26 protein-coding genes and 2 pseudogenes are annotated in these 24,526 nt (G+C 57.6%); 17 read left to right on the forward strand and 11 right to left on the reverse strand.

All coding sequences use genetic code 11. From position 1 onward, the window contains the following. The first annotated feature begins 53 nt into the window (after nt 1-53). Nucleotides 54-218: a hypothetical protein gene (locus RGU44_RS06205; protein WP_322183154.1), complete on the forward strand. Its 165-nt coding sequence runs from the start codon at nt 54-56 to the stop codon at nt 216-218. Nucleotides 219-488: 270 nt separating this feature from the next. Here RGU44_RS06205 and RGU44_RS06210 read toward each other — a convergent pair whose 3' ends face one another. Both RGU44_RS06210 and RGU44_RS06215 read right to left on the reverse strand, forming a co-directional pair. Further along, entirely contained in the window at nt 489-1,832 is a 1,344-nt protein-coding gene (locus RGU44_RS06210; protein ID WP_322216180.1) for an OprD family outer membrane porin, read from the reverse strand. A 588-nt stretch (nt 1,833-2,420) separates the two neighbouring features. Continuing rightward, nucleotides 2,421-2,600: pseudogene (locus RGU44_RS06215) on the reverse strand (IS21 family transposase); the annotation flags it as partial. Nucleotides 2,601-2,802: 202 nt separating this feature from the next. Here RGU44_RS06215 and RGU44_RS06220 point away from each other — a divergent pair. The 16 genes and pseudogenes from RGU44_RS06220 (at nt 2,803) to RGU44_RS06295 (ending at nt 17,671) form a co-directional block, all read left to right on the forward strand. After that, complete coding sequence (locus tag RGU44_RS06220; protein WP_322216183.1) at nt 2,803-3,459, forward strand: dTMP kinase; 657 nt, start codon at nt 2,803-2,805, stop codon at nt 3,457-3,459. 295 nt (nt 3,460-3,754) lie between these two features. After that, nucleotides 3,755-4,356 (forward strand): annotated as a pseudogene (locus RGU44_RS06225) (IS3 family transposase); the annotation flags it as partial. Between the two features lie 602 nt (nt 4,357-4,958). After that, nucleotides 4,959-6,620 carry a hypothetical protein gene (locus RGU44_RS06230; RefSeq protein ID WP_322216186.1) on the forward strand — a complete coding sequence of 554 codons (1,662 nt, stop codon included), beginning with the start codon at nt 4,959-4,961 and terminating at the stop codon, nt 6,618-6,620. 95 nt (nt 6,621-6,715) lie between these two features. Beyond that, a complete protein-coding gene (locus RGU44_RS06235; RefSeq protein ID WP_416194616.1) occupies nt 6,716-7,918 on the forward strand; it encodes a transglycosylase SLT domain-containing protein in 1,203 nt (400 codons plus the stop codon). A gap of 1,024 nt (nt 7,919-8,942) precedes the next feature. Beyond that, the gene (locus RGU44_RS06240; RefSeq protein WP_322217772.1) at nt 8,943-9,803 is read left to right on the forward strand and encodes a sigma 54-interacting transcriptional regulator; all 861 of its coding nucleotides are present in this window, start codon (nt 8,943-8,945) and stop codon (nt 9,801-9,803) included. 74 nt (nt 9,804-9,877) lie between these two features. Then, nucleotides 9,878-10,780, forward strand: coding sequence for a sigma 54-interacting transcriptional regulator (locus tag RGU44_RS06245; protein WP_322216188.1), 903 nt, complete (start codon nt 9,878-9,880; stop codon nt 10,778-10,780). A 193-nt stretch (nt 10,781-10,973) separates the two neighbouring features. Next, nucleotides 10,974-11,303: a hypothetical protein gene (locus RGU44_RS06250; protein ID WP_322216189.1), complete on the forward strand. Its 330-nt coding sequence runs from the start codon at nt 10,974-10,976 to the stop codon at nt 11,301-11,303. A gap of 57 nt (nt 11,304-11,360) precedes the next feature. Continuing rightward, a complete protein-coding gene (locus tag RGU44_RS06255) occupies nt 11,361-12,362 on the forward strand; it encodes a type III secretion protein HrpZ (RefSeq protein ID WP_322216191.1) in 1,002 nt (333 codons plus the stop codon). A 44-nt stretch (nt 12,363-12,406) separates the two neighbouring features. Further along, nucleotides 12,407-12,769, forward strand: a complete 363-nt coding sequence (gene sctI / locus RGU44_RS06260; protein WP_322216192.1) for a type III secretion system inner rod subunit SctI — start codon at nt 12,407-12,409, stop codon at nt 12,767-12,769. Nucleotides 12,770-12,777: 8 nt separating this feature from the next. Then, nucleotides 12,778-13,593 carry a type III secretion system inner membrane ring lipoprotein SctJ gene (sctJ, locus tag RGU44_RS06265; RefSeq protein ID WP_322216194.1) on the forward strand — a complete coding sequence of 272 codons (816 nt, stop codon included), beginning with the start codon at nt 12,778-12,780 and terminating at the stop codon, nt 13,591-13,593. Then, nucleotides 13,590-14,132, forward strand: a complete 543-nt coding sequence (locus RGU44_RS06270; protein WP_322216196.1) for a type III secretion protein — start codon at nt 13,590-13,592, stop codon at nt 14,130-14,132. The genes sctJ and RGU44_RS06270 overlap by 4 nt, the downstream gene beginning before the upstream one ends. A 22-nt stretch (nt 14,133-14,154) precedes the next feature. After that, a complete protein-coding gene (gene sctL, locus RGU44_RS06275) occupies nt 14,155-14,730 on the forward strand; it encodes a type III secretion system stator protein SctL (RefSeq protein ID WP_322216197.1) in 576 nt (191 codons plus the stop codon). A 70-nt stretch (nt 14,731-14,800) separates the two neighbouring features. Next, entirely contained in the window at nt 14,801-15,025 is a 225-nt protein-coding gene (locus RGU44_RS06280) for a type III secretion protein (protein WP_322216198.1), read from the forward strand. A 23-nt stretch (nt 15,026-15,048) separates the two neighbouring features. Further along, complete coding sequence (gene sctC / locus RGU44_RS06285; RefSeq protein ID WP_322216199.1) at nt 15,049-17,103, forward strand: type III secretion system outer membrane ring subunit SctC; 2,055 nt, start codon at nt 15,049-15,051, stop codon at nt 17,101-17,103. Next, nucleotides 17,100-17,306: an HrpT family type III secretion system protein gene (gene hrpT, locus RGU44_RS06290; protein ID WP_322216200.1), complete on the forward strand. Its 207-nt coding sequence runs from the start codon at nt 17,100-17,102 to the stop codon at nt 17,304-17,306. Before sctC ends, hrpT begins: the two co-directional genes overlap by 4 nt. A gap of 5 nt (nt 17,307-17,311) precedes the next feature. Further along, the gene (locus RGU44_RS06295; protein WP_322216201.1) at nt 17,312-17,671 is read left to right on the forward strand and encodes a type III secretion protein HrpV; all 360 of its coding nucleotides are present in this window, start codon (nt 17,312-17,314) and stop codon (nt 17,669-17,671) included. Here the strand turns inward: RGU44_RS06295 and RGU44_RS06300 are convergent, their stop codons facing one another. The 9 genes from RGU44_RS06300 to RGU44_RS06340 all read right to left on the reverse strand — a co-directional run bounded on the left by RGU44_RS06300 (nt 17,672) and on the right by RGU44_RS06340 (nt 24,520). Continuing rightward, nucleotides 17,672-19,084 (reverse strand): hypothetical protein, encoded by a 1,413-nt coding sequence (locus tag RGU44_RS06300; protein WP_322216202.1) that lies wholly within the window; start codon nt 19,082-19,084, stop codon nt 17,672-17,674. Beyond that, the gene (locus RGU44_RS06305; protein WP_322216203.1) at nt 19,081-20,016 is read right to left on the reverse strand and encodes a CesT family type III secretion system chaperone; all 936 of its coding nucleotides are present in this window, start codon (nt 20,014-20,016) and stop codon (nt 19,081-19,083) included. Before RGU44_RS06305 ends, RGU44_RS06300 begins: the two co-directional genes overlap by 4 nt. 66 nt (nt 20,017-20,082) lie before the next feature. After that, nucleotides 20,083-21,159, reverse strand: a complete 1,077-nt coding sequence (gene sctU, locus RGU44_RS06310; RefSeq protein ID WP_322216204.1) for a type III secretion system export apparatus subunit SctU — start codon at nt 21,157-21,159, stop codon at nt 20,083-20,085. After that, nucleotides 21,156-21,950, reverse strand: a complete 795-nt coding sequence (gene sctT / locus RGU44_RS06315; protein WP_322216205.1) for a type III secretion system export apparatus subunit SctT — start codon at nt 21,948-21,950, stop codon at nt 21,156-21,158. The genes sctU and sctT overlap by 4 nt, the downstream gene beginning before the upstream one ends. Beyond that, on the reverse strand, nt 21,951-22,217 hold the full coding sequence (sctS, locus tag RGU44_RS06320) for a type III secretion system export apparatus subunit SctS (RefSeq protein ID WP_322216206.1): 267 nt from the start codon (nt 22,215-22,217) through the stop codon (nt 21,951-21,953). A gap of 7 nt (nt 22,218-22,224) precedes the next feature. Beyond that, nucleotides 22,225-22,878 carry a type III secretion system export apparatus subunit SctR gene (gene sctR / locus RGU44_RS06325; protein WP_322216207.1) on the reverse strand — a complete coding sequence of 218 codons (654 nt, stop codon included), beginning with the start codon at nt 22,876-22,878 and terminating at the stop codon, nt 22,225-22,227. A 1-nt stretch (nt 22,879) separates the two neighbouring features. After that, nucleotides 22,880-23,245 (reverse strand): FliM/FliN family flagellar motor switch protein, encoded by a 366-nt coding sequence (locus tag RGU44_RS06330; protein ID WP_322216208.1) that lies wholly within the window; start codon nt 23,243-23,245, stop codon nt 22,880-22,882. Then, complete coding sequence (locus tag RGU44_RS06335) at nt 23,235-23,957, reverse strand: type III secretion system protein (RefSeq protein WP_322216209.1); 723 nt, start codon at nt 23,955-23,957, stop codon at nt 23,235-23,237. Before RGU44_RS06335 ends, RGU44_RS06330 begins: the two co-directional genes overlap by 11 nt. Next, nucleotides 23,954-24,520 (reverse strand): flagellar hook-length control protein FliK, encoded by a 567-nt coding sequence (locus RGU44_RS06340; protein ID WP_322216211.1) that lies wholly within the window; start codon nt 24,518-24,520, stop codon nt 23,954-23,956. Before RGU44_RS06340 ends, RGU44_RS06335 begins: the two co-directional genes overlap by 4 nt. Nucleotides 24,521-24,526: the final 6 nt, after the last annotated feature.

Here is a 24,526-nt window from a genome sequence, read left to right on the forward strand (position 1 = left end):
ATCTAAACGATGTCGATGATGGATTTAACCTAAACCCAAACAAGATAAGTCTCATGGTTAGCATCACCTCTGTTTCGATCAACCAGACCCTTTCGACGCCTTCGAGTAAAACCGCGACCACCTCAGGGTCGTTGCAGACCGCCACGGCGGCGTTGTTGCAGGCATTGCAGGATGAAGGCAGCACCACCACGGGTTCGATGGTCAGTACCTCGGCTTAATTGGCTGCCGGTAAACTGGGCGTAAAATCGAAATTTAGTTCTTGCCAATGACGGATATAAATACTCAGCTTCACTGAGTATTTATATCGAAAGAGCGAGGAGGGTGGCGGCTGGTCTCTGGCAGGATTCCTGCTGACATCTACTTGGTTGAATACTTAAGGTTGAAAGACTTTGATGTCGATAATCCTGTTTTTTTGCTAGTGATCAACGCTAAGTAATCCTTGGGTGGCAACCATTAGCTCAGGTAGCTGCCACCTCTGCCGCGATCGATCAGAAGAAATTGTAGGTGTAGTTGAAGAACAGACGGGTCTGATCCAGGTCAGCAGTCCCAGTGTTCCCAGCGTGGTAGGTGCCGTGGCGCAGAGTAGTGCCGAAGCCTTTCAATGGGCCGGTTTGCACCACATAGTCGACGCGCGTGTCGATTTCCGACTCGTGCTGATCGGGCCCATGGCCGTCGGCCGCTTTGATACCGTCGCCCCGCAGGTAGCTGATTGACGCCTTCAGGCCGGAAACGCCAAGACTGGCAAAGTTATAGCTGTACTGGCCGAAGTTGGTGTTCTCACCCGCTCGGGCGAAACTTCCGACTGTAGCGTCGTTGAACAGGTAGAAACTATAACCGCCTTCGCCTTCGTTTCTACCGTACTTGTTAACCACGCTGGCGTCGTTGTTCCAGACGAAACCACCGTTGTCAGAGACCTGAGTTCGGCCCAGCATCAGCGATTGGTTACCTAAAGAGTAGGTGAACATCGAGCTCCAGGTGTTGTTGTCCACCTTGCCGGTGTTCTTCGCGTAACCACCGTTGTTGTTGAACGCGTAGCCAACCTCACCGTTGCGTCCGTCCGAGGTGCTGTTGAAATAGCGCAGATCGGTCTTGAACGAAGAGTCGTTGGTGATCGGTAGCACATGCACCAGTCCCAAGAAGTTCTGCGAGTAGAAGTTCTCCAGGTTGGCGTAGTAGTACTGCAAGGTTAGGGCTTTGTTGACCTTCCAGTCGCCACCGGCAAAGCGGAATTTATTGCTGCCGTGCGTGGCGCCGGACACCGACAAGCCGGTGCTGTTGGTCGAGGCGCGGCCTTTGACGCTTTCGATCTGGCCACCCGTCAGCGTCAGGTTATCGATTTCCTTGGAGGTGATCATGCCGCCCTCGAAGGTCTGCAGCTGCAGGCGCCCATCGTTGGCCACCAGGATGGGCAGATTTGGGGTCAGTGTGTTGCCATAGCGAATTTCAGACTTGGAGAAGCGTGCCTTGACCGTAGCACCAGCACTGGCCCAAGTGGATTCCGCCGAACCGTCGCTTTTGCTCGGAGTAAAGGTATTGATCGCCGGGTGCATGCCTTTGCCGCCGTCGAGGTGCAGCCCGAGCATGCCTTCAAGGTCTACGCCAAAACCGACAGTGCCTTCGGTAAACCCCGAGATATAATCGAGCTTAAACCCCTGCGCCCATTCTTTTTGATCTGCACCACCGGAGTGGTTATCCGCGTTGAAAAAGAAGTTACGCATGCCCAGTGATAACTTACTGTCTTCGATAAAGTCTGCCCGCGCGGTGGAGGTTAATCCAAGACCCACGGTTAGGCTCGTCAGCGCCAACGTGGCCGACAGTGATTTGCTGTGCATAGTTGCCCCAAAGTGTATTTATTATGAATTATTAACAAGCGTGACGCGCCAGTGCTATCTGTCAGTAAGTAATGGACTGGCGCGGTGTTATTTTTCATCCGGTGGTTAAACGGTGTGACCAGGTAGATAAGTGCCCGAATAGAAATAATGTCTACCTGCGTGGTCTGATCGCTCTTGGCAATGGCAGCATCATAGACTGGCAAGTACCATTGCGATCAACGCGACTTTTACGCTAATTTCTAACCCCGGTATAACTAATTGCAGCCGTCTTGTATGGACTGGTTTTCCGCTAGGAATGGCCTGAAAAAGCCTTGGCAAAAAAATTAGACCCAGAAATACGCGGCTTTCAACTCGATGGCTTTCCAGAAAGGAGAATTTTTCAGCGTTTCCCTGGGTGCTGTCGAAAGCAGGTCTTGGAATAGCTTCTGTGAAGCCGGCGGATTCTAAGGCAGTGTTGAAACAGTGAGTAGGCCGGTTTGTGATAAACACTGTTTCCTAAATGCGGGGTAATTCATTTCGTTAAGGCGCCGATGTATCGATAGCCTGCCGATTAGCCGTTGTCGCGGTGACTCTTGGACATGTGCTCGGTTTTGCGCGAGCGAGCAATACGGCGACCCCGTAATGCTCGGCCAGATCACGGTAGCTGGGGTTGATGTCCTGCTCGTAGCGATGCGCTTTGCTGACGCTGCTGCGCAGGTTGTCCGGCACCAGTCTCTAGGATGTCCCTCCGAGAAAAGCGAAGCAGCGCACGTGCGAGCCCAGCCAGTTTCGCTATTTAACATATGGGCGATGACCGATGTTCATAAGCGGCTGTATCCCAGGATTTTGAGATCCGTTAGCCAGAAACTAAGTTAGAGTGATCATCAATGTCTGTTCATAAGGTCCCTCCGTTCGATTCGCGCAGTCGCGCCAAGCGGTTCCAGCGAACGAACAGGGCAAAAATAACCGTATATCAATCGTTATGTGAAGAATGAATCGTCCGCTGTTTGTTTCTCTAGATGGGCCCAAGGGCGCCGGCAAAACCACGCTTTTGGAGGCCGTTACGAAAGTACTGAGGGCCGACAACAAAAAGGTGATCCGACTTTGCGAGAAAAAAAGCGATCCCTATAGGGCTGAAACAATGGCCCTCGTTAACAAACTCGTCAGAAATCCCACCCGGGATTTGGAGTTGGGGGTTTGTGAGCGCTTTGCTGATAGCCGTGCTTGGATTTCCCAGCACGTACTGCCTAAACAGCCACCAGGCAGCATCATCTTGATCGATCGCTGGTACCCGTCTGATGCCGCGTTTCGCCGGATAGTCCCGTTTGCAGAGATTCTACAGTTGAACGTTGATCGGAACGTGCGAGTGCCAGACCTCCATGTTGGGGTTGTCACTGCCCCTGATATTTCATGGGCGAGGGCAGCGGCACGACGGCGTGGGCTGAGCAGTACTGTGATTCATAAGCTGGAAGAACATGTCGCTTGCACCAAGGCGTTCGAGCGAGCGATTGCAGATCACGGCTGGGTTTTATGCCGTAATGAAGGAACAATCGAAGACGCAACGATGCAGGTGATTTCTGAGATCTATAGAGTCCTTCGATGCCCCGGCCTTGATTCGGTTGAGATAGCCGTAGATATAGATCGTTAGCAGTATCGAAGGGCTGATTTGTCGCCGCAGCGGTAGCCGGCTGGCGCTTTGATCTGGGTGCCTGTCAACGAAATCTGAGCCGAAGCAGCCCGGGGTGGGTTTTACATGATCAGACGGCTCAAGCGTCGATTGCTGGTGAGGCAGTCGCGAAATCATGAGGCATTGCCAAAGCCCTGAATTCCAGGGATCTCAGCCCCCAATGCGCTAATTTTGAGACTTTTTCTGATTTTGTCTCACGAAGAGAGCCATTTCTTCGGATAATTATCGCCATTGTTTCTCCGCACTACAAAAAACTCTAGCGCATGTCTGTAGCGTACTCGACGTCAGTCGATCCGGTTTCTATGAGGCCGGCAAGCGTGTTGCTGCGTCGGCATCTATTTGTCCGGTTACGCTTCAGCTCAGGGCTTCGTTCAAGGAAAGTGGAGGCTGCTTCGGCAGCCACCCATTGCGCAATGCGTTGCGCGGCAAGGGCTTGGCGGTGGGGCTTATCAAATCCGCCGATTGATGCGTGCCAACGGCCTACGCTCGGCCTGTAAGCCCCAATTTGTCCATACCACCGACAGCAACCATGATCTGCCCATTGCCGAAAATGTGCTAAATCGGCAGTTTAATCCCGTGGCGCCGAACAAGGCCTGGGTGGCTGATATTACCTACATCCGGACACGCAGCGGCTGGTTATACCTGGCAGTGGTGCTGGACTTGTACTCTCGTAAAATCGTCGGCTGGTCCATGGCTCCGAACATGCCAGCGGAGTTGGTGTGTAGCGCGATGCAGCTGGCGATTGCTCAGCGTCAACCGCCACCGGGCCTGATCGCTCACACAGATCGTGGCAGCCAATATGCCAGCGCGAGCTACAGAGCGCCGCTGGCACGAAATGACATGCAGCAAAGCATGAATGGAAGGTGAGGTTTCCGACACTTACCGAAGGTGGCAGCGACACGGGTACGGCCTGAGAAGACGGGCGTGCTTGCGTAGGAATGGCTGTACGGTCAGCACCTGGTAGGCTGAGTGTGTTCTGGGGCGGAGTTGATGGGGGGCGTATAGAAAGCATGCGTTAATCTCGCTCAGAGAGGGGGATGGCCAAGCGGCGAAAGTCTTCACCATTTTCACCACCAGTGACCGATGTGTGGTTCCGGCCGGCCATTTAGTTTCATGACGGTTGGATAAATTTGTGACGGAATAAGCATCTGGTGGGGTGCGGTCTGAGCCCCGCACTGCATATTGCCGGCATCGATTCAGGCCAGTCCATTGGCCTAAAGGAGCGTTAGATGCAGCGGCTCGCGTTTGGAAATACGCCTGGCGACCCCTCGTGTCGGAACCCGATCACCGCCAAGCGCCACTCATGAACACTCGATTTAACACCACAGCCTCAGCCTCCCGAAAAATCAGAAGAAACACATGGCGGATCTTTAGCAAAATTCAGGAACCCTTTTGCCTGTGGCACCACTCACTGATCCGTTTACTCGTTAGAAAGTGCCACCGCGCTATCGGAGAGTTCGATGTTCCCAAGATTACCCAATGCCACCCTGACCAACCCGGCCAGCTATCAAACCGAACCGGCAAGTGCACCAGGCGCGGCCATCCCGGTGAGGGCGAATCCTGCCACTACCCATGTCGCCGCACCGGTGCCCAGGGCGCCACTCACTGGTGTCTTGCCGTCGAGAGTCAGAGTGGGTAATCGCGTGTTCAAACTGGGCCCACTGCTACAGGCGCTCAATGAAAATGAGCGCGCCCACCTCCTGGCCGCTTTGCAGCCAGCCGCCGTCCAGTGCATGCCGCCCATGCTGGAACCCGATGACGAAGGCGCGCTCTCCTATGAAGCCCACTATCCAGGCAACCAGAATCCGGCCGATCCAAGGCGCATGCTGGTGACCTTGCTGGTGGACAACCGAGGCAATCTCACGGCCCTCCGCGCCACCTCAGCGCAATATGGCGTCAACCTCCAGTACACAACGCCTCTGGTTCGCGCCCACTTTGCGTCGACGCTGGAGCAGCACCCGGCCCTGTCGACTTTTACCAGGCAGCCATCGGCCTTGCGCGAATCATCTACCCGCGCCATAAATATCGACTCCAATTCGCAGCTTGCAAGCGTTCGTCCCGGACAACCCCTGTCCCTCGGCGGTCAGCACTTTGAAGCGGCCAAAACGGCTGACAATGGGTTCACGGTCAGGCTCCTCGACAGGCGGGCCAACATCCGCCGCGCCGCACTGCTGGCCTTGCCCGCACACGCACCCGGCTATACAGCGCAGGAACGGGCGCATGCCGCGCAAGAACTCACGGCCTTGAAGAACAGCCTTCTGGAACATCATCCCGAGCAGCTTGAGCGGCTCTGCCAGCGGACCACGGAGTTGGCGGGCAGGCTGTTGGTGCCCGGGAGCGACATGCGCGACAAGATGGTGGATGCGCTTTCACACTACCAGGCGCCGGATGGCGACCATGTGCTGATGAATATTGCGCTGCTGGGGCACAAGACACTGGCTGAGTACCTGCAAGGCATAGACCCACAGAAGTACCACTGTGATGAGGATGTGGATGAATTCTGTGAAGACTTCATCGAAAACTACAGCTACCACGGATATGAACCGTCTGATCTGAGATCCCGCTTCGAAGACGATATCCAGAACGATATTCGCCCCTTGAAGGACTTCCTGAACAGCGGCGCCAGCATCAATGACGTCTCCCTGGTCAAGGGGCTGAAGAGCAACATCGACATGGTCCGTTCAACCGCTGTCGACATGGCGTCGTTCGTCGGTGCTTTTGTCAATCAGGAAAAAATCCACTACAACAGTTTCCTCAGCACATCGGCTTCCTGGAGCAATTCCAAGGACTTCACGGGTGGGTCCGCACCCTGCGTTCACGCGCAAATGGCCGTGGATCTGCACGACCCGTCACCCGCTTCGATGCTGCAGCGTGCCCGATTACTCAGCGAACTCAATGCTCCCGAGACCCGCGATGACAACGCTTTCATCATGATGGTGCTGCACTGTAAAAATGCCAAAGGCGTCGTATTGGATTCGCAAACCCTTGGGCTTGGCGACACCCTGTCACTGGACGAACAGGAAATCCTCCTGGCGCCCAATCATGTGGTGCATCCGCAAAAAGTCATTCGCACCCAGGACGGCTATGTGTTGGTGGGCGAGGTCGGCGTTTTTTCAAGGTAGTTGTCGCCTCAACCGTCTGAATCATCCAGCTATCAATGGAACCCGCTCGACGTTTGGGCCACCTATGAGGGAGCCCTTCCAGGACGACGACATCGATGCTGCCGCTTTTACCCCATGTGATGGATTATGAGAAAATTTTGCGCTCGATACAGGCGCTCGCCCTCACGCTGAGTGCTCTGTGCGCGGGCTGCCAATCCATGGGCCGCATTGACGAACACGCCAGTGTGCGGTCTCCCCGAGTGCTCACAGGCCTCAGGCCCGTCGCTGGTTTGAACCTGAGCGCTTTTACGGGCGATCCCACGCAAGATCTATGGGCACGTTTGGGACAAGGGTTCACGCTACTGGATAACAACGGCAGCAACCTCAGGATCGAGCAGCAGCGTGACTGGTTTGTCAGCAACCCGTCTTTCCTGGGGGGCGCCAGCAGCCGTGCAAGCCGCTACATTCACTTCATCGCGCAGCGTCTCGATGAGCGCAAGATGCCACCCGAACTGGCGCTGCTACCCATTATCGAAAGTGCCTACAACCCCATGGCCAATTCAAACCGCGACGCGGCGGGGCTTTGGCAATTCATTCCCTCGACCGGACGTGATTTCAATCTGCATCAAACCGGGTGGTATGACGGCCGACGAGACATTCTTGCCTCCAGCAATGCAGCCATGGACTACCTGACACGACTGCACGATCGGTTCAGTGGCGACTGGCTGTTGGCTCTGGCCGCGTACAACGCTGGCGAAGGAACCGTCAGTCGCGCCATTGCATGGAATCAGCAGAGGGGCCTGCCGATCGACTATTGGCACCTGACACTGCCTCAGGAAACTCAGGGGTATGTGCCCCGATTGCTGGCGTTGTCGCAGCTGGTGAGAGAGCCACAAGCCTATGGCATCAAGCTGAGTCCGGTGGCCAACGTGCCTTATTTCGAGGTGGTCGAACTCAGTCACCCTGTGGACCTGGCGAAAGTTGCCGTCGATGCCGGGATCGAAGAAGCCGAGTTGGTGGGGCTTAACCCGGCGTTTCTCAAGAAGGTAACGCTCGACGGTCCTGCGCACCTGTTAGTGCCCCGAGCGAGAGCACAGACGTTGTCCGCCAGCCTGTCGAAAATGTATGACGAGAGCCTGGCGATTCAACCCGAACCGCAAAAGCAGATGGATCAACCGGTTGCCATGGTGCAAACGAAGCCGTCGATGCTCCTGGAAAAGCGACGTACAGTCGCATCAAAAACGCCAAGGCCCGACAAGCTGAATGCTTCGAAAGCGGGCGTGGCAGTGGTCGTGTATGTGCTCCGCCAGACGCCCTGAATTATTTTTTGTCGAGTCTTCCTCGCGTCAACTCTGTGAACGTAAGTTGGATCCAGATAGCGGGCGACTCACTGATGCACTGATGAGTGGTTGTAACATTGTTGATACAGCGGTCATGGGTTTTTAATTGTTCAATTATGTTCAGAATAGTTCCCTTTGGTTCAGGGTCTTTCCGATAAATGGCTGAAAAAATATTCACCGCCTACCTCTAGCTGAATCTGACAAATTTAAAGGGTGCGGTTATTTTCCAGCAGATTTTTTCCCGTTCAAAAAAACCGAAAATTCGTCCGCTCGCCCGCGCGGGCGCCCAAAAGCCTAGGCGTGCAGCCGTTTGCTGACCAGAGGCAAGCAGGCAGATATCAGTCTCGGCAGGAAGTTGAATGTTGTAGCAGGGCGATTTTAACGTAACGGTTGAAACATCAATGCGAACAGGAAAGCGTTAAGCAAGCAACTAGTGAATGCTTTATAAATCAGCGCTGGCTATGACGATAAAGTTTAAGTTATTGCCCCTTAATATCCGCAGATCATAGAGCGTCATGGCACAGTTTCAATTTTGGTTTTGTCGCATGACTGACTCTCGTGGAGTCTTAAATAAGACAGTGAAATATTTGCATGGCGGGAATTGAAATGCCGTTATCGAAAGGTCCTCCGGCGCAGGCATTAAAATGAGTAGAAATGGGGCGTTTTGATGATTTTCTGCTTGGTCGCATAGATTGTTAACATATTGTTTTTAAAGAAAAAAGTTTCATTAATATAACAAATCTCTGTCCGTGATTTTTAGGCGGCACCCTAGAGCGGGAAAGGAATTTGAATAAGCGTTCAACTTAAATACCACTGAATGGAATCAAAATGACATCGCCCGCTCGATATGTGAACTCGACCTCGTGGTATCCGGGAACTAAAATTAGACATCGCTGCCTTTTATAAGCATGCTATTAATTGTCCGGCTTGCCTAATGCGAGAAATATCGATGACAGACGGAATCGTTGTAAGCAGCTTAGAGTTGCAGGGCGATACAACTGCAATGGATGTTCATCAAATTGCAATGAGTACCGCCCACGTAAAACTGGATTTGCTCTTGTGTGGGGAAACGGGAACCGGCAAGGACACCCTGGCCAAATATATTCACGATTTGTCTGATCGAACAGGCTCTTTCATGGGCATCAACTGTGCCGCAATTCCTGAAGCACTTGCTGAAAGTCAGCTCTTCGGCGTGGTGAACGGGGCTTATACCGGGGTCAATCGGTCAAGAATGGGCTATATCGAGGCTGCTCAGAACGGCACGCTGTATCTCGATGAAATTGACAGCATGCCACTGGCCTTGCAGGCCAAGCTGCTGCGCATCCTTGAAACCCGTGGTATTGAACGCTTGGGTTCGACCACCTTCGTGCCCTTGGACTTTCGCGTGATCGCTTCTGCGCAACGTCCATTGGATGAATTGGTGGAACAGGGACTTTTCCGACGCGATCTGTTTTTTCGGCTCAATGTGCTGACGATCCAGTTGCCTGCCTTGCGCAAGCGTCGCGAGCAGATTTTGCCCCTGTTCGACCAATTCACCCATGCCGTGGCCGCGCACTTCGAACGGCCCGCTCCGGTGCTGGACAGTCACCTGGTGCAGGTGCTGTTGAGTCATGACTGGTCCGGCAATATCCGTGAGCTGAAGGCCGCCGCAAAGCGTTTTGTACTCGGCTTCCCGATATTGGGAACACAGCTGATCGAGGCGCGCGATCCGGTGTCTGGCTTGAGGACGCAGCTGAAGGTGATCGAGAAAATGTTGATCAAGGACTCGCTCAAACGGCACAAGCACAGCCTCGAGGCGGTAGGTCAGGAACTCGACCTTCCAAGACGCACCTTGTATCACCGCATGAAGGAATTGGGCGTTTGAGTCCACGTTGCCGTTTCATTGTTGAGGTGGCGTATTGCCACCCTCTGGTAATTCCAACGCATTAGAGGTTGTGGATGGATGTGTTCGATTATCAACCGGACGAAGATAACGACGAGGCCAACCTCGAGAGCATTGCCCAGAATATTTCGCAGCTGGGTATTGATGTGCTGCTCTCTGGAGAGACCGGGACAGGCAAGGACACTCTCGCTCAGCGAATCCATACCTTGTCCGGCAGAAAGGGTCGACTGGTAGCGATGAACAGCGCCGCTATCCCTGAATCTCTCGCCGAAAGCGAGTTGTTTGGCGTGGTCAGCGGCGCCTATACCGGGGCCGCTCGTTCACGCATGGGCTACATCGAGGCGGCGCAGGGCGGCACGCTGTATCTCGACGAAATCGACAGCATGCCGTTCAGTCTGCAAGCCAAGCTGCTCAGAGTGCTTGAAACCCGTACCCTGGAGCGCTTGGGTTCCACCACGGCAATCCACCTCGACCTGTGCGTGATCGCTTCTTCGCAGCGTCCGCTCGATGATCTGGTGGAGTTGGGGGTGTTTCGTCGCGACCTGTATTTTCGCATTAATGTCTTCACCCTGCAGTTGCCCGCTTTGCGCGAACAGCGGGCGAGGATCGTTCCCTTGTTCAACATGTTCGTCGCTGCCTCTGCCGACGAATTGGGACGCGGTGCTCAAGACATCAGCCCGATTTTGCGTCAGGCGCTGCTGAGCCATGACTGGCCTGGCAACATTCGCGAGTTGAAATCGGCGGCCAAACGCTTCGTGCTGGGATTTCCCCTGTTTGGCGCAGAGCCAATTGACGACCACGGCCCTGCCACCGGCCTCAAGTCCCAATTGCGAGTGATCGAAAAGGTGTTGATTCAGGAGTCACTCAAGCGCCACAAAAACAGCATCGAGGCAGTCAGCCGAGAGCTGGATATCCCCCGGCGCACCCTCTACCACCGCATGAAGGACCTTGACGTTTAAGACGAATCTACAGGTCGCTTGGCAATGTTTTCTCCATGAACCCTTCGTTGGTCCCTGAGCAGATTTTGGCAACGTTTTCGCTCGTCTGCCGTTTATCCCGATTTTTAAGCGCACCGGGACGGAACCGAAAAGCTCGTCGGTACCACCTATCTTCACCACGCATTAACGCGGGTATCAATCAAGGGGTTTCAACATGGTTATGCCTATCGGTCCAACGAGCATAATTAACGCGGGCATCGATGCTGTCGGCGGCGCGGCTCAGTCAGCCGCCAGTATTGGAGGAAATGTCAAAACCGAAGCGGCGAAAACCGACGCCACCGGCAGCAGCGAATCGGTGGCGGCTCAACGCGAAACCAACAAGGCGCAAGACAAGAACGGCGCAGAAATGATCAGGATGCAATCTGAAGCCACCATCCAGAAGCAAACCCAGGACGCCCTGAACGCCATCGCTTCAGGTAAGCAGGATTCGGTGGGCAAGGAACAGAGCGCACTCGCGAAGAACGCGACAAACATCAATTTCTGATGTTTCCAGCCCCCCTGGTTTCAAAAGGGGGGCGCAAACACCTGTATTGGAGGCGTCATGGTTAGTCTGAACGTTGGCAATATGGCAAACGCCGTGGTTGGAACTGTTATACCGGTCGAGCTGGGAAGAGCCGCTACGTCTCCCAAATCACTGACCGGGGTGATCGATAAATTGGCCGAGGCGCTGACCAAGGGGGGGGATCTCAAGGATTCTCCATTGGGGAAAATGGTCGCCTCGCACATGCCTCAGTCCCTGAACGGTAAACTCCTGGGTGGAGAACATAATCTCGAGGCGATCAAGTCCGGCCTTTCCAGCCTGATCCATGAAAAGCTCGGTGATAATTTCGGTGCCGCGGCGGACCTTGGCATAGGCGGTGGCAGTGGTGGCGGCGAAGGCAAGAACGACATGATGTCGCAGGTCCTCAACGGGCTTGGCAAAGCGTCGCTGGATAACCTGTTGGATAAAAAGGGGGAGGGTACGAACTTCTCCTCCGGTGACAAACCGGCACTGGATAAAATCGCCCAGTTCATGGATCAGAATCCCACCAAGTTTCCCGCTCCGGACTCGGGTTCCTGGAAAAACGAACTCAAGGAGGACAATTTTCTCAATAAACAAGAGACGGGCGTCTTTCGTGCAGCGCTCGACGTTGTCGGTGGGCAGATGGGTGGAAAAGGCGGCGATGATCTGGCCGGTGGGCTGGGCAGTGCGGCCGATGGCGCGGGCTCATCCACTGCCGCGCAGGGTAGCAACACGCCTTTGGATCTCGAGCAACTCCTCAGCGGCCAGTCTGGCGGGCAAAACGGCAGCAGTCGGATCAATGATTCGGATGGCAACCAATCCCCGGATATAGGTCAAATTCTGGGTGGCCTTATTCAAAAAGGTCTTGAGGCGACCCTGGGTGGGGGCGGTTCTGGAAAGCAGGGCAATGGTTTGATGGATCTAATTTCCAGTCTGGCGCCTCAACTTGCCCAGCACGATCTGCTCAGCAGCGCCGCAGACACCGCCAGCAGTATCATTGGCTCCCTGACGCAAAGTTCCAGCAGCAACGCCATTGCCTGATGCCTTATCGCATCTGAATTGACACCGCCTGCCGGAGAGTTCATGTGACCATTTCCACTGTCAACACCGTTAAAGCCCCATCGTTGGACATGGAGCAGAGTCTGGTGACCAGTCCTTCCCAGGCGGACGTCGACCTTTTCAGTTCCGCCATGGGTCCCGATGCCGCGCCTATGTCCAGTCATCTGAGCGATGAGGTCGCGGGTGCACTGTCCGAGCGTCTGGAGTCCACCAGCAAGCTCTCGCAGCAAACGATGCGCCATATGAAAACCGCGTCGTCTTCCAGCGACCCGATGGACCTGGCCCAAATGAGCCAATCGCTGTCGCAATACTCGCTGCAAATGGCCCTGACCACCAAGGTGGTGAGCAAGAGCGCTCAGGCGATCGATAAGCTGACCAATCTGCAGTAGAGGTTTTCGTGAAAATTATTGGCGCGAGCCTGTTGCTGTGCGTCCTGCTGCTCAGTGGTTGCAGCGATGAAACCGATCTGTTCGGCAGCTTGTCCGAACAGGACTCCAATGACGTGGTGGCCAAGCTTGCCGATCAGCATATCGATGCTCACAAGCGCGCGGAAAAAGCCGGCGTGGCCATTGTCGTTGCCTCCAGCGACATCAATCGGGCCGTGCGCGTGCTCGAAGCGGCCGGGCTGCCCAGGCATTCGCGGACCAGCCTGGGTGAAATCTTCAAGAAGGAAGGGGTGATTTCCACCCCGCTTGAAGAGCGTGCGCGCTACATTTATGCGCTGTCTCAGGAACTGGAAGCGACCTTGTCGCAGATCGACGGGGTGATTGTCGCCCGGGTTCATGTGGTATTGCCCGAACGCATTGCACCCGGTGAACCGGTGCAGCCGGCATCGGCTGCGGTGTTTATCAAACATACGACGGCGCTTGATTCTGACAGTGTGCGTGGCCGGATCCAGCAGATGGTGGCCAGCAGTATTCCGGGCATGTCCGGGGAATCCCTGGATTCGAAAAAACTCGCCATTGTGTTCGTGCCTGCAGCGGAGTTTCAGGACACCGAGCGGCTGGTGAATTTCGGCCCTTTTTTGCTCGACAGTCAGAATCTTGGCTTCTGGAAAGGCGTGGCCTGGGTGTTGCCTGTTGTGCTGTTGATGCTGATCGCCGCGCTGACCTTGGGTCTGCGTGCTGACTGGCGCGAGGCGCTGTTGCAGCGTATTCGACAGCATATCCGGCAGCGATTTGGCAAAGGCTCGACACTGCCGGCGCGGACATGACACGGCCCGATATCAGGGATGAATGGGTGCAGTGGTGGTGTTCGGCATGGCCGTGGGCTCATCCCGACTGGAAGGCACAATTTGCCGCGACCAGCGGGCTGCTGAGCAGCGACTGTGAAGCCTTGATGCGAAGCCGCCATGGCGAATTCCTGCAAAGTGTCGGCATTGTGCCCTGCCAGCCGCCGGAGCCCTGCGAACACCTGATGCATTGGCTGGCGCTGAGCCCGATGCAGCGTGAACTGGCGTTGTCTTTGGCGCAGCGGATCTGTTTTGCGCCCGTTGATCCGCCATCGCGCGCCAATGACTCCGACACTCTGTGGTGCCAGGGGCTGGCCAAGGCGTTGCGTCCCGGGTTCTGGCTCGACCCGGCGGTGACAGACGTGCGGCCGTTGCTCGGTGCCTGGCTGGGCCAGGCGTGTTGGTCGCGGCTGCGCTTGGCCTGGGCTCCCGGTGAGGTAGCCGAGTCGTTTGGCGACATGCCCGATAACAAACTCCAGACACTGTGGCAGGCCATCCTCTGGCGGGTCGGCGCACCATGAACCTGCGGCAGGAATCACTCCCATGCTAGTCAAACGCCGACTTTCGCTGGGATCGGCCGCCGTCCTCGCCGAACCGATAGTGCGCCGTGAGGATCTGGCCGACACCCAATTGGCCAGTGAAGTGCTCGACACGGCGCGTTTTCAGGCCGACCAACTGTTGGCTCAGGTGCAGGAGCATGCCCAGGGTCTACTCGATCAGGCGTTGGCCGAGTTCTGGGACACCGCCAATGGCTTCCTGCAATCCCTTGAAGAACAGCGCGTGGCGTCTCAGCGCGACGCGCTGGCGTCGGCCGAAGAGCTGCTCAACCTGGCGCTGGAGCGCCTGCTGGACGAAACCTCGCTGGTCGAACGCATCCGTGCGCTGGCGCGCAATCTCGCGGCCAGTCAGGTGGTCGAGACCGCAGGAACCCTGAGTTGTCATCCGAAAATACTCGAGCCTTTGGGTGAATGGCTGGCCGATAGTCGCTTCGCCGACCATTGGCAACTCAAGGGTGACACTTCGATGCCCCCTGATGCCTTGCGCCTGAGTCATGCCAACGGAGCGTTCGATATCGATTGGCGGAGCCTGCGTCGAGGTTTGCTCCCCCAAGGCGATTGATGTCGACGATGGAACCGTACGGGCGCTTCGCTCCACTCAGGATTCAATCCTTCTGATGGAGCGTCTCGACATGATCGAATTCAAAACCTTGCAACATCATCTTGATCGCTCGTTCACCCGAGCCCATACCGAGATGGACGATGCCGCCATGGACGCATCGGACAGCGCATCGCCTGAAGACATGCAGGCATTTAACGATGCTTCACAAAAGGTCGCCACCGCGACGACCCTGATGAATGAAGGATTGCGCGCCAAGCACGGCATCACCAAAGCAATCATCGATGGAATTCAGTGAATGTTGCAAGGCGCAAGGCCTGCATGTGGTTGCCTTTGTTGTTGATAGCAATGACTGCCCCGGTATGGGCCGCAGTGCCCAAAGCATGGACGCACACGGCCTACGCCTACGATGCCCAGCAGACGGACCTGGCCACGGTCTTGGGCGGTTTCGCCAAGGAATTCGGAATGGGCTTGGATATGCCCGTCATGGAGGGCACGCTTGACGGTCGCCTCCGCGCCCAGAACCCTCAGGAGTTCCTTGATCGCTTGGGACAGGAGCACCACTTCCAGTGGTTCGTCTACAACGAAACGCTGTATGTGAGCCCCACCAACGAGCAGACTTCGGCGCGCCTGGAGGTTTCGCCCGATGCGGTGGATGACCTGCAGAGCGCCTTGACTGATGTCGGCTTGCTGGACCCTCGATTTGGCTGGGGCGCTTTGCCGGACGAAGGCGTGGTGTTGGTGCGCGGGCCGGCCAAGTACGTGGAGTTCGTGCGCGGCTACAGCACGAAAATCGAGGCGCCGGAGAAGGCCGAGAAGCAGGATATCCTGGCTTTCCCCCTTAAGTACGCCAATGCGGCCGACCGGACCATTCGTTACCGTGACCAGCAACTGGCCGTGGCCGGGGTTGCCAGCATTCTTCAGGAGTTGCTGGAAAGCCGTTCGCGTGGCGAATCAATCAATGGCGTCAACCTGACTCAGGGACAGGGAGGCGCGGCAGCCGGGGGTAGTTCGACGGGCTTGTCCTACGGCGGGCTGGACACGGGTGCCCTGCAACAAGGGCTGGACCGAGTGCTGGGGGGCAGCGGTAAAAAAAACCGTGATGCCAAATCGGAAAAATCGCGTATCCGTGTCAGCGCCGATGTGCGCAACAATGCGGTGCTGATCTATGACCTGCCCAAGCGCAAGGGACTATACAAAAAACTGGTCAAGCAGCTGGATGTACCGCGCAACCTGATCGAGATCGACGCGGTCATTCTGGACATCGATCGCAATGAACTGGCCGATCTGTCCAGCCGCTGGAATTTCAAGGCAGGCGGCGTCAGTGGCGGCGCGAACCTGTTGCAAGGCGGCAGCTCGACGCTATTCATTCAGGACGCCGGCAAGTTTTCCGCCGACATCAAAGCCCTGGAGGGCAACGGTTCGGCATCGGTGATCGGTAACCCCTCGATCCTGACGCTGGAGAACCAGCCTGCGGTGATCGACTTCAGTCGCACCGAGTATTTGACCGCGACGTCGGAGCGAGTGGCCACTATCGAACCCATTACCGCCGGTACCAGCCTGCAGGTCATACCGCGTTCGGTGAACAGTGATGGCAAGTCCCAGGTGCAATTGATCATCGATATCGAGGATGGTCAGATCGATATGTCAAAAATCAATAAAGAGCAACCCAGCGTGCGCAAGGGCAATGTCAGCACCCAGGCGGTGATCGCCGAACATGGCTCGCTGGTCATTGGTGGTTTCCATGGACTGGAGGCCAGTGACAAGGTCAACAAGATTCCGTTGCTTGGGGATATTCCCTGGATTGGCAAGCTGTTGTTTCAATCGCGAAGTCGCGAGCTGAACCAGCGCGAGCGTCTGTTTATCCTCACACCGCGCCTGATTGGCGACCAGGTCAATCCGTCGCGTTACGTGGAGAACGGCAATCCTCATGATTTGGATGCCCAGATGAAAAAAATAGCCGCACGCCGCGATGGCAGCACCCAGCCGACACGCGGTGATATCGAGCAGGTATTCACGCAGCTGCTCGATGGCGTCACGCCCAACGGGTTTGCTACCGGTACGCCGTTGCCATTCGCGACCGAGAGCCTGTGCGACCCGGGTAACGGCCTGACTCTGGACAGCCAGCGTTCGCAATGGTTTGTGCAAAAGGATTGGGGCGTGGCGGTGGTGGTGGCCCGCAACAATACCCTCAAGCCGTTGCGTATCGACGAAGGTCGTTGCGGTGGCCGTTGGGTCATGGGCGTGAGTGCCTGGCCACATGCCTGGCTGCAACCCGGTGAGGAAAGCGAGGTGTATATCGCGTTGCGCCAGCCTCAGGTATCAAAAAAAGCGATGAAGGCCAGGCCTTCACTACTCAAGAGCCTAAGCCAATGACGCCCCGTCTGTACGTGACTCTTTTTGCGCTGCTGGCTGTGCTGGCGGGCTGCGCGAGTCATTCGGGCTGTTCGCCGGATGCTTGTATGCGACCGGATTCTTCCGATCGCGAACTGGTCATCTGGTGGCCACCGGACATGCGCCAGGGCCTGGATGACCGGGACCATGAGCTGGATTTCACCGTCGTGCAGTTGAAGGATTGAGCCCCATGATTCAGGTTACGCAAAAGGATACTTTTTATGCCCACGTCAAGGCGCAGCAGTCCGCTATCTGGCCGGTGGCCACGGGCGTAACGTTTGTCAGTCGCGCCGAGCATCACGACTGGGGTATTGCCCTACACATTGAGGGCCGGACGTTGCGGCCCGAGCAGTTGCGTGACGCGTTGCAGCGTCGTTTCTCGCAGGCGGAGTTGTTCAATGACTATTTCCTGTTTCTCGATGTGCAGCGCGATTTCGTCGTCTGGCATGCGGCGCCCAGTGTGCCGGGTTCGGTGGCGACGCTGGACGATATCCGCCAGCATCAATTGATGCTGGCGGGCCTCGATCACTTGAATGACATCTGCCTCTGATCAGTCTGGCACCGGCGGATTGTCGATGGCCTTGCGCACCGCAGCATGAGCCTGGAAGGTCTGGTTGATGGTGCGGTAGGCCAGTCCCATAGCGGCCGCCGTCGCCCCGTTGCCCAGAAAGCTCCCCAGCGCTGGCGACACAATATCCCGTGCAACGAGTTCGCCCATGGCCATGTTGGCTGCGCTGGCAAGGCTGGTCCAGCTCATGCGGGCCAGCGACTGATCGAGTATGCGTCCATAGTCCTTGAGGGGAAGGCTGGGCTGGAAGCTTTGCGTAGCGCCCGATTGTCTGGCGTCCAGATGTTTGGACACGTGCCCATCCATGATCGAGACTAGGGTGTTGAAACCCGAGCGTGTTCCGGCCAGCAACAGGATCGATTTCGCCAGTGCCAAACCCAGCAAGGGCTGTTGATGGGCATCGGTCAGGGCCGGGCTGGACAAGGTCTGGCCCGCCGGCAAGAGGTCCCGGCTGATCGAGTCTTGGACAAAGCCCATGGCCAGCGTCATGGCGCCGTAGATCCAGCTCATGGTCGCCATGTTGTCTTCGTTGACCCCGTGGGTTTTTTTACCGCCATCGATGCCGGTCATGCTGAGGCTGGCCTGCATGCCTTCGCGTGAAACGGCGTAAGTGAAATGACGCAATTGGGTCGCGATCACCCGCGCACTGAGGGCGCCATCGCCCCGTGCAACACCCATGGCGGCGATGCCCAGGTACACCACTTCGGCAACCACTTGGTTGCGTGTGACGTTGCGTGAATCCTGTTGTTGTCGGTCACTCAGCTGCTCGCGCTCTGCGGGTAACTTCGCGTTCCAGTCTTGCGGGCTCAAGCCGAAATGGCCACGCACCGCCACCGTGGAGTCGGCACCCAGCCGATCCATGCGTGGATGACGTACGTAGACATGGCTGGCGATGCTTGCCATGGAAACGACCGCCTGCAGACCTAGTGCCGCCCCCGGATTTTTCTGCGCAATGCTGTTGGCCAGAAGGTTGTAGGCGTGCATGAAAGCCACCTCCCTTGCGAGGGTGGGCAGACCGCAGGTGGCCACCTGTTGCAGGGTCTGGCCGACCGCTGCCAGGGTAGCGCGCCCAGAGGGCAGGTTGGCGACGCTGTCGCTCCAGCTTTGCGCCGCGCCGTGCTTGAGGCTTTGGCCCGCGGCGGTGCCGAGCCGGACAGTTTGATCACGCAGCTCGACGCTGTGACGGGCGACCGATTGCAGGGTCGGTGCGAGGTAGTCGCGGTGAAAACGTTGGTTCAAACCGGCGAACGCCTGTGTGGCACGCGCTTGCATCCCGGGTCTTGCTCTGGGCGGTAGGCCTTGCTCCAGCGCGGACGCTTGGCCGGCACGGTCGGTCATTTCAACGGCGGGTGTGTGGAACGTGCCCGCGGGAGGCCCCGATATCCGATCACTCATAGCCTGGACCTGGTGACGGACGACGGCGCTGGACGGGTACCCATAGCGCCGGCCAACTGGGCGAAATCACCCAGCCAGTCGCCCAGGGCGATACCATCCAGACCCTTGCAATCCCACCGCGACTGCAGACAGGCGCCTTGAGGTGCCAGCGCCACCGAGCAGCCGGTCAATGTCATCAACTCCAGGTTGGCGCGCAGGGCGAGCATGCGTTGGCTGCTGCTGTGCAGCGGGCTATTGATAGCGGTACTGACCAGCAGGTGGCGCTCGTCACTGTCGGCAATGATTTCCAGGGATTGTTTGCCGATGCGAATCACCCCGACGGTGTCGATGCTCTGCACTGGCGTGGTGTTGCCCAGGTGTTGCAGCGCCTGAACGAGCAAGGATCGATGCCAGCTGTGGGCCATGGCGGCCTTGCTGGACGCCAGCAGCGCAGGCGTGGAGGGCGGCTCGGCCGGTAACTCGGCGCGAGTGGGCCCGGCGCTGAGTGCGGTGGCGCCGGCGATCAGGCTTTCGGCCAGCGCGATCAGCACAGCAAGCGCCTCGCCCAGCTGGGTGGTGTCGGAATAGGGTTGCATGCTGAGTCGATTGACTAGCAGCCCATGGCCTCGTTCATCGATGGCGGCGGCGCACGCACCTATGGCACTCATGGCACAGTTACCGCGCAACAGCAGTTCGTTCCAGAGCAACGGTGATACATCGTTCGGGCGAGGCAGTAAACCGAGTGCGAGCCATTGGGGCAGAGGCGTGTCGCGCCAGGGTTGCAGTTGGATGGCCAAGCCAGGTAGTTGCAACAGGCCGCTGTTGGCGAAGTTTCTCGCCTCTGCGGCCGAGAGCCGCAAGTGCAACGCCGCGCTCTGCAGCCAGGGCCGTGCCAGCGGATCGATCAGCGATTTTACCGGCGTATCGAGGGACGGCCGAAAAGGTAAATTCATGGTTCGGAGTCCGTGGCGGTTTTGAAACCAGTAAACCGCCTTCCGGTTACAGCTTGATGACCCGCGTCAGGACTCCTCTATCCTGATCACCTCATCAGTGATTTCGTCGAGTTGGCGAACCACCTGATAGATGTGCGCCACCGCCAGCAAGGTGGCGCGTGGGATGTGCCGGCCTTCACTGACCTTGTACAGCGTGCGCGCCAGCCACACGCTCTGGACGACCGGGATTTTCGCGCGTTTGGCGCGCTCGATCAGGGCCAAGGCATCGTCGTCCTGACCTTTGCAATGAATCAATGGCAGCGGTGTTTCACCCGGCCGGTAATACAACGCCACCGCATAGTGGGTAGGATTGACCACCAGCATGTCGGCGTCCTCCACCGGCTTGCGTGGCGTCGTGGGAGTCTGGTTCAAGAGCTCATGAGCCAACTGGCGGCGATGCCCTTTGGTGTGAGGGTCACCCTCGGCCTGTTTGTATTCCTTCTTGATATCGTCATGGCTCATGCGCAGTTTTTTAGCGTGGAAATATTTTTGCAGAGCGAAGTCGACGATACCAATGGCCAACAGCAGGCCCAGGGTGACGCGCAGGATGTGCCGGAATACTTGCGCCAGTGCGTGCCAATAGGTGGTCAGATCCGAGTTGGCCAGCAGGATCAAGGTATTCAGTGAAGGTTTGATCAGCACGTACAGAGTCGTCGCAATTGCCGTGGCCTTGAGAATGCTCAGCAGCAGGTTGGTGATGTTCTGCCCGGACAGCATCTGCTTGGCATGGGCAAAAGGATTGAGCTTGGCCAGGTCCGGTTTCAAGGCTTTGGGTGCGAACAGAAAACCGATCTGCATCCAGCTGCCCACCAGTCGCGTCAACATCGCCACACCGACACTGCTGAGGATGAAGCCAATCAACACGGTGATCCCCTCGCTGGCGATTTGTGCGAGCGAATGCAGGAAGGGCTGACCTACTTGATTCAGGGACAGCGACAGCAGGTATTGCAGACGCGCCATGCTCTCATCTGCCAGGCTCAGGGTGACTTCGCTGACTGCCATCAGCACCAGCAGTTTGGTCAGGTCCTGGCTTTGCCCGACCTGACCCTTTTCCCTGGCATCGCGAAGCTGCTTGGGGCTGGCCTTTTCTGTCTTTTCGCTCATGGCACCTGCACCAAATGCCGCATTAAATGCTTGAGGTCCAACAGTTGGTGCAATTGCCCATCGCCCAGCTCCAGCAGCGTGGGCAAATAGATCAGCAGGAAGGCCAGACCCGCCATGCTTTTGGCGGGCATGGCCAGAATCGAGACGTTGAGCTGTTGCGCGTACAGACCAATGATCGCCAAGGCGGCCTCGATCAATAACAGCAGACCGATAAAAGGCGCCGCATACAACATCATGTGTTGCAGCGTCTGGTTGAGTTGTTCGAGGAACGTGTCGAGACCCTCCACGGTCATGCCCGGTAACCAGGCTGTGGGTGGCCACACGATGTAGCTGTCCCAGATCACCTGGGTGATCAGCGAAAGACCGCCGGACAGGATCACCAACATGACCAGCATCTCCTGGAACGCCTCACCCATTGGCGTGGCATCGGGCCCCAGCGCCGGGTTGATCTGCCCACCACTGAGTGCGCCGCGCTGGCTGTCGAACAAGGCGCCCACCGAGGCGAACATCCAGAACGGGGCATACAGTAGAAGGCCGAGCAGGGTGCCCAGCACGGCTTCCTTGATCAGTAGACCGGCGATGGCGAACCAGGCATCGCCTTGTATAGTCAGAGCCCGACCGATCGAGGGTGCCGGCACCATCGCCACCACGGCCACCACGGCATAGCGCAACGGGCCCTTGAGGTATTTGAAACAGAAGGCCGGTACCAGGACCATGCACGGAAGCAGGCGTGCCATGCCCAGGCCCATGCCCAACAGGAGTTCAAAGAGGCCTTGGGCGTCGAAGGGCATTCAGTGTCCGCCTCCGGTCCGGGCGATCAGGTCAAACGCCATGTTGATGAACTGGATCAATTCCACACCGATCCAGCGTCCGGTCATGGCCAGCGTCAGGCCTACCGCCGCCAGTTTGATGCCGAATGGCAAGGTCTGGTCCTGAATCTGCATCAGTGCTTGCAGCAGCGAGGTCAGCACGCCCACCAGCACGGCCACGCCCAGGGGCGGGGCCGTGAGGATCACCACCAAAAACATGCCTTGCTTGAACAATGCCAGCGCTTCCACGGCAACCTCACATATACGAATAGAAAAGGCTGTCGAGCAGGCGGGTCCAGCCTTCCACCAACACGAAGAGCAGCAGCTTGAGCGGCAGTGAAATGGTCATCGGCGACACCATCTGCATACCCAGCGCCAGCAGCAGGTTGGAGACGATCAGGTCAATGACGATAAAGGGGATGTAGATCAGAAAGCCGATCTCGAAACCGGCCTGCAATTCGGACAGTACGAACGCCGGAATCACCAGCATCAGATCGTCCTTGGTCGCCTTGTCGGCCATTTCCTTGGGCCACATGCGCCGGGTGTTGTCCAGCAAGTGGGCGATCACTTCCGGGTCAGTGTTGCGGCTCATAAAACGCTGCAGCGGCGCGATGACCGTGTCGGCGCTGGCCTGGAGTTTTTCGGTACTGCCCAGCTCCAGCGGACGGTCGTGCACGCGCTGCTGGATCTCGTGGGCGACCGGCGCCATGACGAACATCGTCGCCGCCAGGGCGATACCGTACAGGGCCATGTTCGGCGGAACCTGCTGCACACCGATGGCGTTGCGGGTGATCAGCAAGGTCATTGAGATTTTCAAGAAAGCGGTGCAGACGATCAGCAGAAAAGGGACCAGAGACAACGCGCCGAGAAACAGCGCAAGCACAATGGGGTTAACCCCGTCCATGACCATGTCAGGACGCCATCCGCGTAATCTGCAGGCCGAGGCGCCCGTCCACATCCACCAATTCGCCTTCGGCGACCACTCGCTCGCCGTGGCACAACGTGGCATGGCCCGGTGTGATACCGGACACTTCCAACACCGTGCCTGAAGCCAGGCGCCGCAGTTCGCCCAGGGTCAAGGTCAGGTTGCCGCAACGCAGGGTGAGCTCCAGAGGCATCTGCTCCAACGGATCCGGCGCGGTGGTGTCGGATTCCGGCAACTCGGATACATGCTCGGCTGCGTCCTGTTCCTCATCGTATTCGTGCTCCAGTTCCTGCACGTCGCTTTCGTCGGGCAACAGCTCAAGCTCGTCCTGATACAGATCGTCATCGCCCATCTTGAAAGTCTTCCTCATGGCTCAGTCGCAAAAAAAGTCGTTGGGCATGGGCCTCGATGCCCACCACCCAGTGTCGGCCCGCCAGGTCCAAGCGGCCGTTGCCCTCGCTGTCGAAATGGCAGTGTTCGGGCAGCACCACGTCGCCCGGGCGCAAGGACGCCAACTGCTCCAGGGTCAGGGCAAACTGGCCGATGACCAGCGGATGGGGGACTTGCCAGTCATCGGGCAAGGGTGGTTGATGTGCCTGCCAGGGCGCGGCGCTCAACAGGCGAAGCAGGGTGTCCGGGTCAGTGGCGAGTCGCGCGTGGACGGACTCATCACCCAGGCGGACTTGAAGTCGGCAGTGCACCACGGCGGCGAACTCGCAGGTGTCCTCTTCGACCGGTTCGATCGGTGCCAGCAGCGCGGCGATCGGGGCGCTCAATTGCTGGTTCAGAAACTGCCAATACCAGGGCTGGTGCGTGCCTTGCAGCACCGCAGGCGCGTTACCCAGCAGACTGAGCACCGCGCTGGCGTCGCTCAGGCGCAAGAGGCCGACAGCACTGCGCAGCCATACCCCGTCGTTGCTCGCAAAAGTGCCAGGCGTCACCGGGCGCAGCGTCAACTCGCCCATCAGGCTCTGGGCGCTGAAGCCCAGTGTCAGGCCCTGACCCAGTTGACGCGTGGCCTGGGCGAACCGATGGTCGACTCGCCGCAAGGACAAGGCGCTCATGAGTAGAAGTCGTCATGCAGCGACAGCTGAACTTCATGCCCAAGCGCCTGAGTCAGTGCATCCTCGCACGCGTCCTGGCGAGATTGAAGGCGCGCCAATATGTCGGGGCGGGCGAAACCCAGTTCGATGTCCCAATGGCTGTCGCGCTTATTGGCCTTGACGTGCACCTTGCCCAGATTGGGCATCAATAGCGTGACGCTGAAGGGCTGCCCGGCCTGAGCTGGCAGTTGCTGCGCCAACTCGTCGATCAATTGTGCGGGAATACCTTCTGTCGGCAATCGTATGCTGAAACTGCTGCCACCACCGAACCCGGAATGGCTGGGCTCTTCGCCCACCGGTGGCACCAGCAACTGAGAAAAGAACAGGCCATCGGTGGCCATCGGTGTGTCCGCTGCCTGGCTCTGCCACGCGGCACGAGCCCGATCGGTGTCACCACGCCTTGCTGTCGACTGGGAGGCGGGGCGCGATTCTCCGGGGCCCGGACGATCGGCGGGCGCGGCTATACGCGGCGCAGGTTTGGGCTGCGGTGTTGGTGCCGGGGCGGATTTGATGGGTGCGCTCATTGAGGC

The organism is Pseudomonas sp. 5C2 (assembly GCF_034314155.1).
Lineage (GTDB): Bacteria > Pseudomonadota > Gammaproteobacteria > Pseudomonadales > Pseudomonadaceae > Aquipseudomonas.

Excerpts from the sequence above, each read along its gene's own strand:
- RGU44_RS06205 (WP_322183154.1), top strand. The coding sequence starts at position 54 with ATGGTTAGCATCACCTCTGTTTCGATCAACCAGACCCTTTCGACGCCT.
- RGU44_RS06210 (WP_322216180.1), bottom strand. The coding sequence starts at position 1,832 with ATGCACAGCAAATCACTGTCGGCCACGTTGGCGCTGACGAGCCTAACC.
- RGU44_RS06220 (WP_322216183.1), top strand. The coding sequence starts at position 2,803 with ATGAATCGTCCGCTGTTTGTTTCTCTAGATGGGCCCAAGGGCGCCGGC.
- RGU44_RS06230 (WP_322216186.1), top strand. The coding sequence starts at position 4,959 with ATGTTCCCAAGATTACCCAATGCCACCCTGACCAACCCGGCCAGCTAT.
- RGU44_RS06235 (WP_416194616.1), top strand. The coding sequence starts at position 6,716 with ATGCTGCCGCTTTTACCCCATGTGATGGATTATGAGAAAATTTTGCGC.
- RGU44_RS06240 (WP_322217772.1), top strand. The coding sequence starts at position 8,943 with ATGGATGTTCATCAAATTGCAATGAGTACCGCCCACGTAAAACTGGAT.
- RGU44_RS06245 (WP_322216188.1), top strand. The coding sequence starts at position 9,878 with ATGGATGTGTTCGATTATCAACCGGACGAAGATAACGACGAGGCCAAC.
- RGU44_RS06250 (WP_322216189.1), top strand. The coding sequence starts at position 10,974 with ATGGTTATGCCTATCGGTCCAACGAGCATAATTAACGCGGGCATCGAT.
- RGU44_RS06255 (WP_322216191.1), top strand. The coding sequence starts at position 11,361 with ATGGTTAGTCTGAACGTTGGCAATATGGCAAACGCCGTGGTTGGAACT.
- RGU44_RS06270 (WP_322216196.1), top strand. The coding sequence starts at position 13,590 with ATGACACGGCCCGATATCAGGGATGAATGGGTGCAGTGGTGGTGTTCG.
- sctL (WP_322216197.1), top strand. The coding sequence starts at position 14,155 with ATGCTAGTCAAACGCCGACTTTCGCTGGGATCGGCCGCCGTCCTCGCC.
- RGU44_RS06280 (WP_322216198.1), top strand. The coding sequence starts at position 14,801 with ATGATCGAATTCAAAACCTTGCAACATCATCTTGATCGCTCGTTCACC.
- sctC (WP_322216199.1), top strand. The coding sequence starts at position 15,049 with ATGTGGTTGCCTTTGTTGTTGATAGCAATGACTGCCCCGGTATGGGCC.
- hrpT (WP_322216200.1), top strand. The coding sequence starts at position 17,100 with ATGACGCCCCGTCTGTACGTGACTCTTTTTGCGCTGCTGGCTGTGCTG.
- RGU44_RS06295 (WP_322216201.1), top strand. The coding sequence starts at position 17,312 with ATGATTCAGGTTACGCAAAAGGATACTTTTTATGCCCACGTCAAGGCG.
- RGU44_RS06300 (WP_322216202.1), bottom strand. The coding sequence starts at position 19,084 with ATGAGTGATCGGATATCGGGGCCTCCCGCGGGCACGTTCCACACACCC.
- RGU44_RS06305 (WP_322216203.1), bottom strand. The coding sequence starts at position 20,016 with ATGAATTTACCTTTTCGGCCGTCCCTCGATACGCCGGTAAAATCGCTG.
- sctU (WP_322216204.1), bottom strand. The coding sequence starts at position 21,159 with ATGAGCGAAAAGACAGAAAAGGCCAGCCCCAAGCAGCTTCGCGATGCC.
- sctT (WP_322216205.1), bottom strand. The coding sequence starts at position 21,950 with ATGCCCTTCGACGCCCAAGGCCTCTTTGAACTCCTGTTGGGCATGGGC.
- sctR (WP_322216207.1), bottom strand. The coding sequence starts at position 22,878 with ATGGTCATGGACGGGGTTAACCCCATTGTGCTTGCGCTGTTTCTCGGC.
- RGU44_RS06330 (WP_322216208.1), bottom strand. The coding sequence starts at position 23,245 with ATGGGCGATGACGATCTGTATCAGGACGAGCTTGAGCTGTTGCCCGAC.
- RGU44_RS06335 (WP_322216209.1), bottom strand. The coding sequence starts at position 23,957 with ATGAGCGCCTTGTCCTTGCGGCGAGTCGACCATCGGTTCGCCCAGGCC.
- RGU44_RS06340 (WP_322216211.1), bottom strand. The coding sequence starts at position 24,520 with ATGAGCGCACCCATCAAATCCGCCCCGGCACCAACACCGCAGCCCAAA.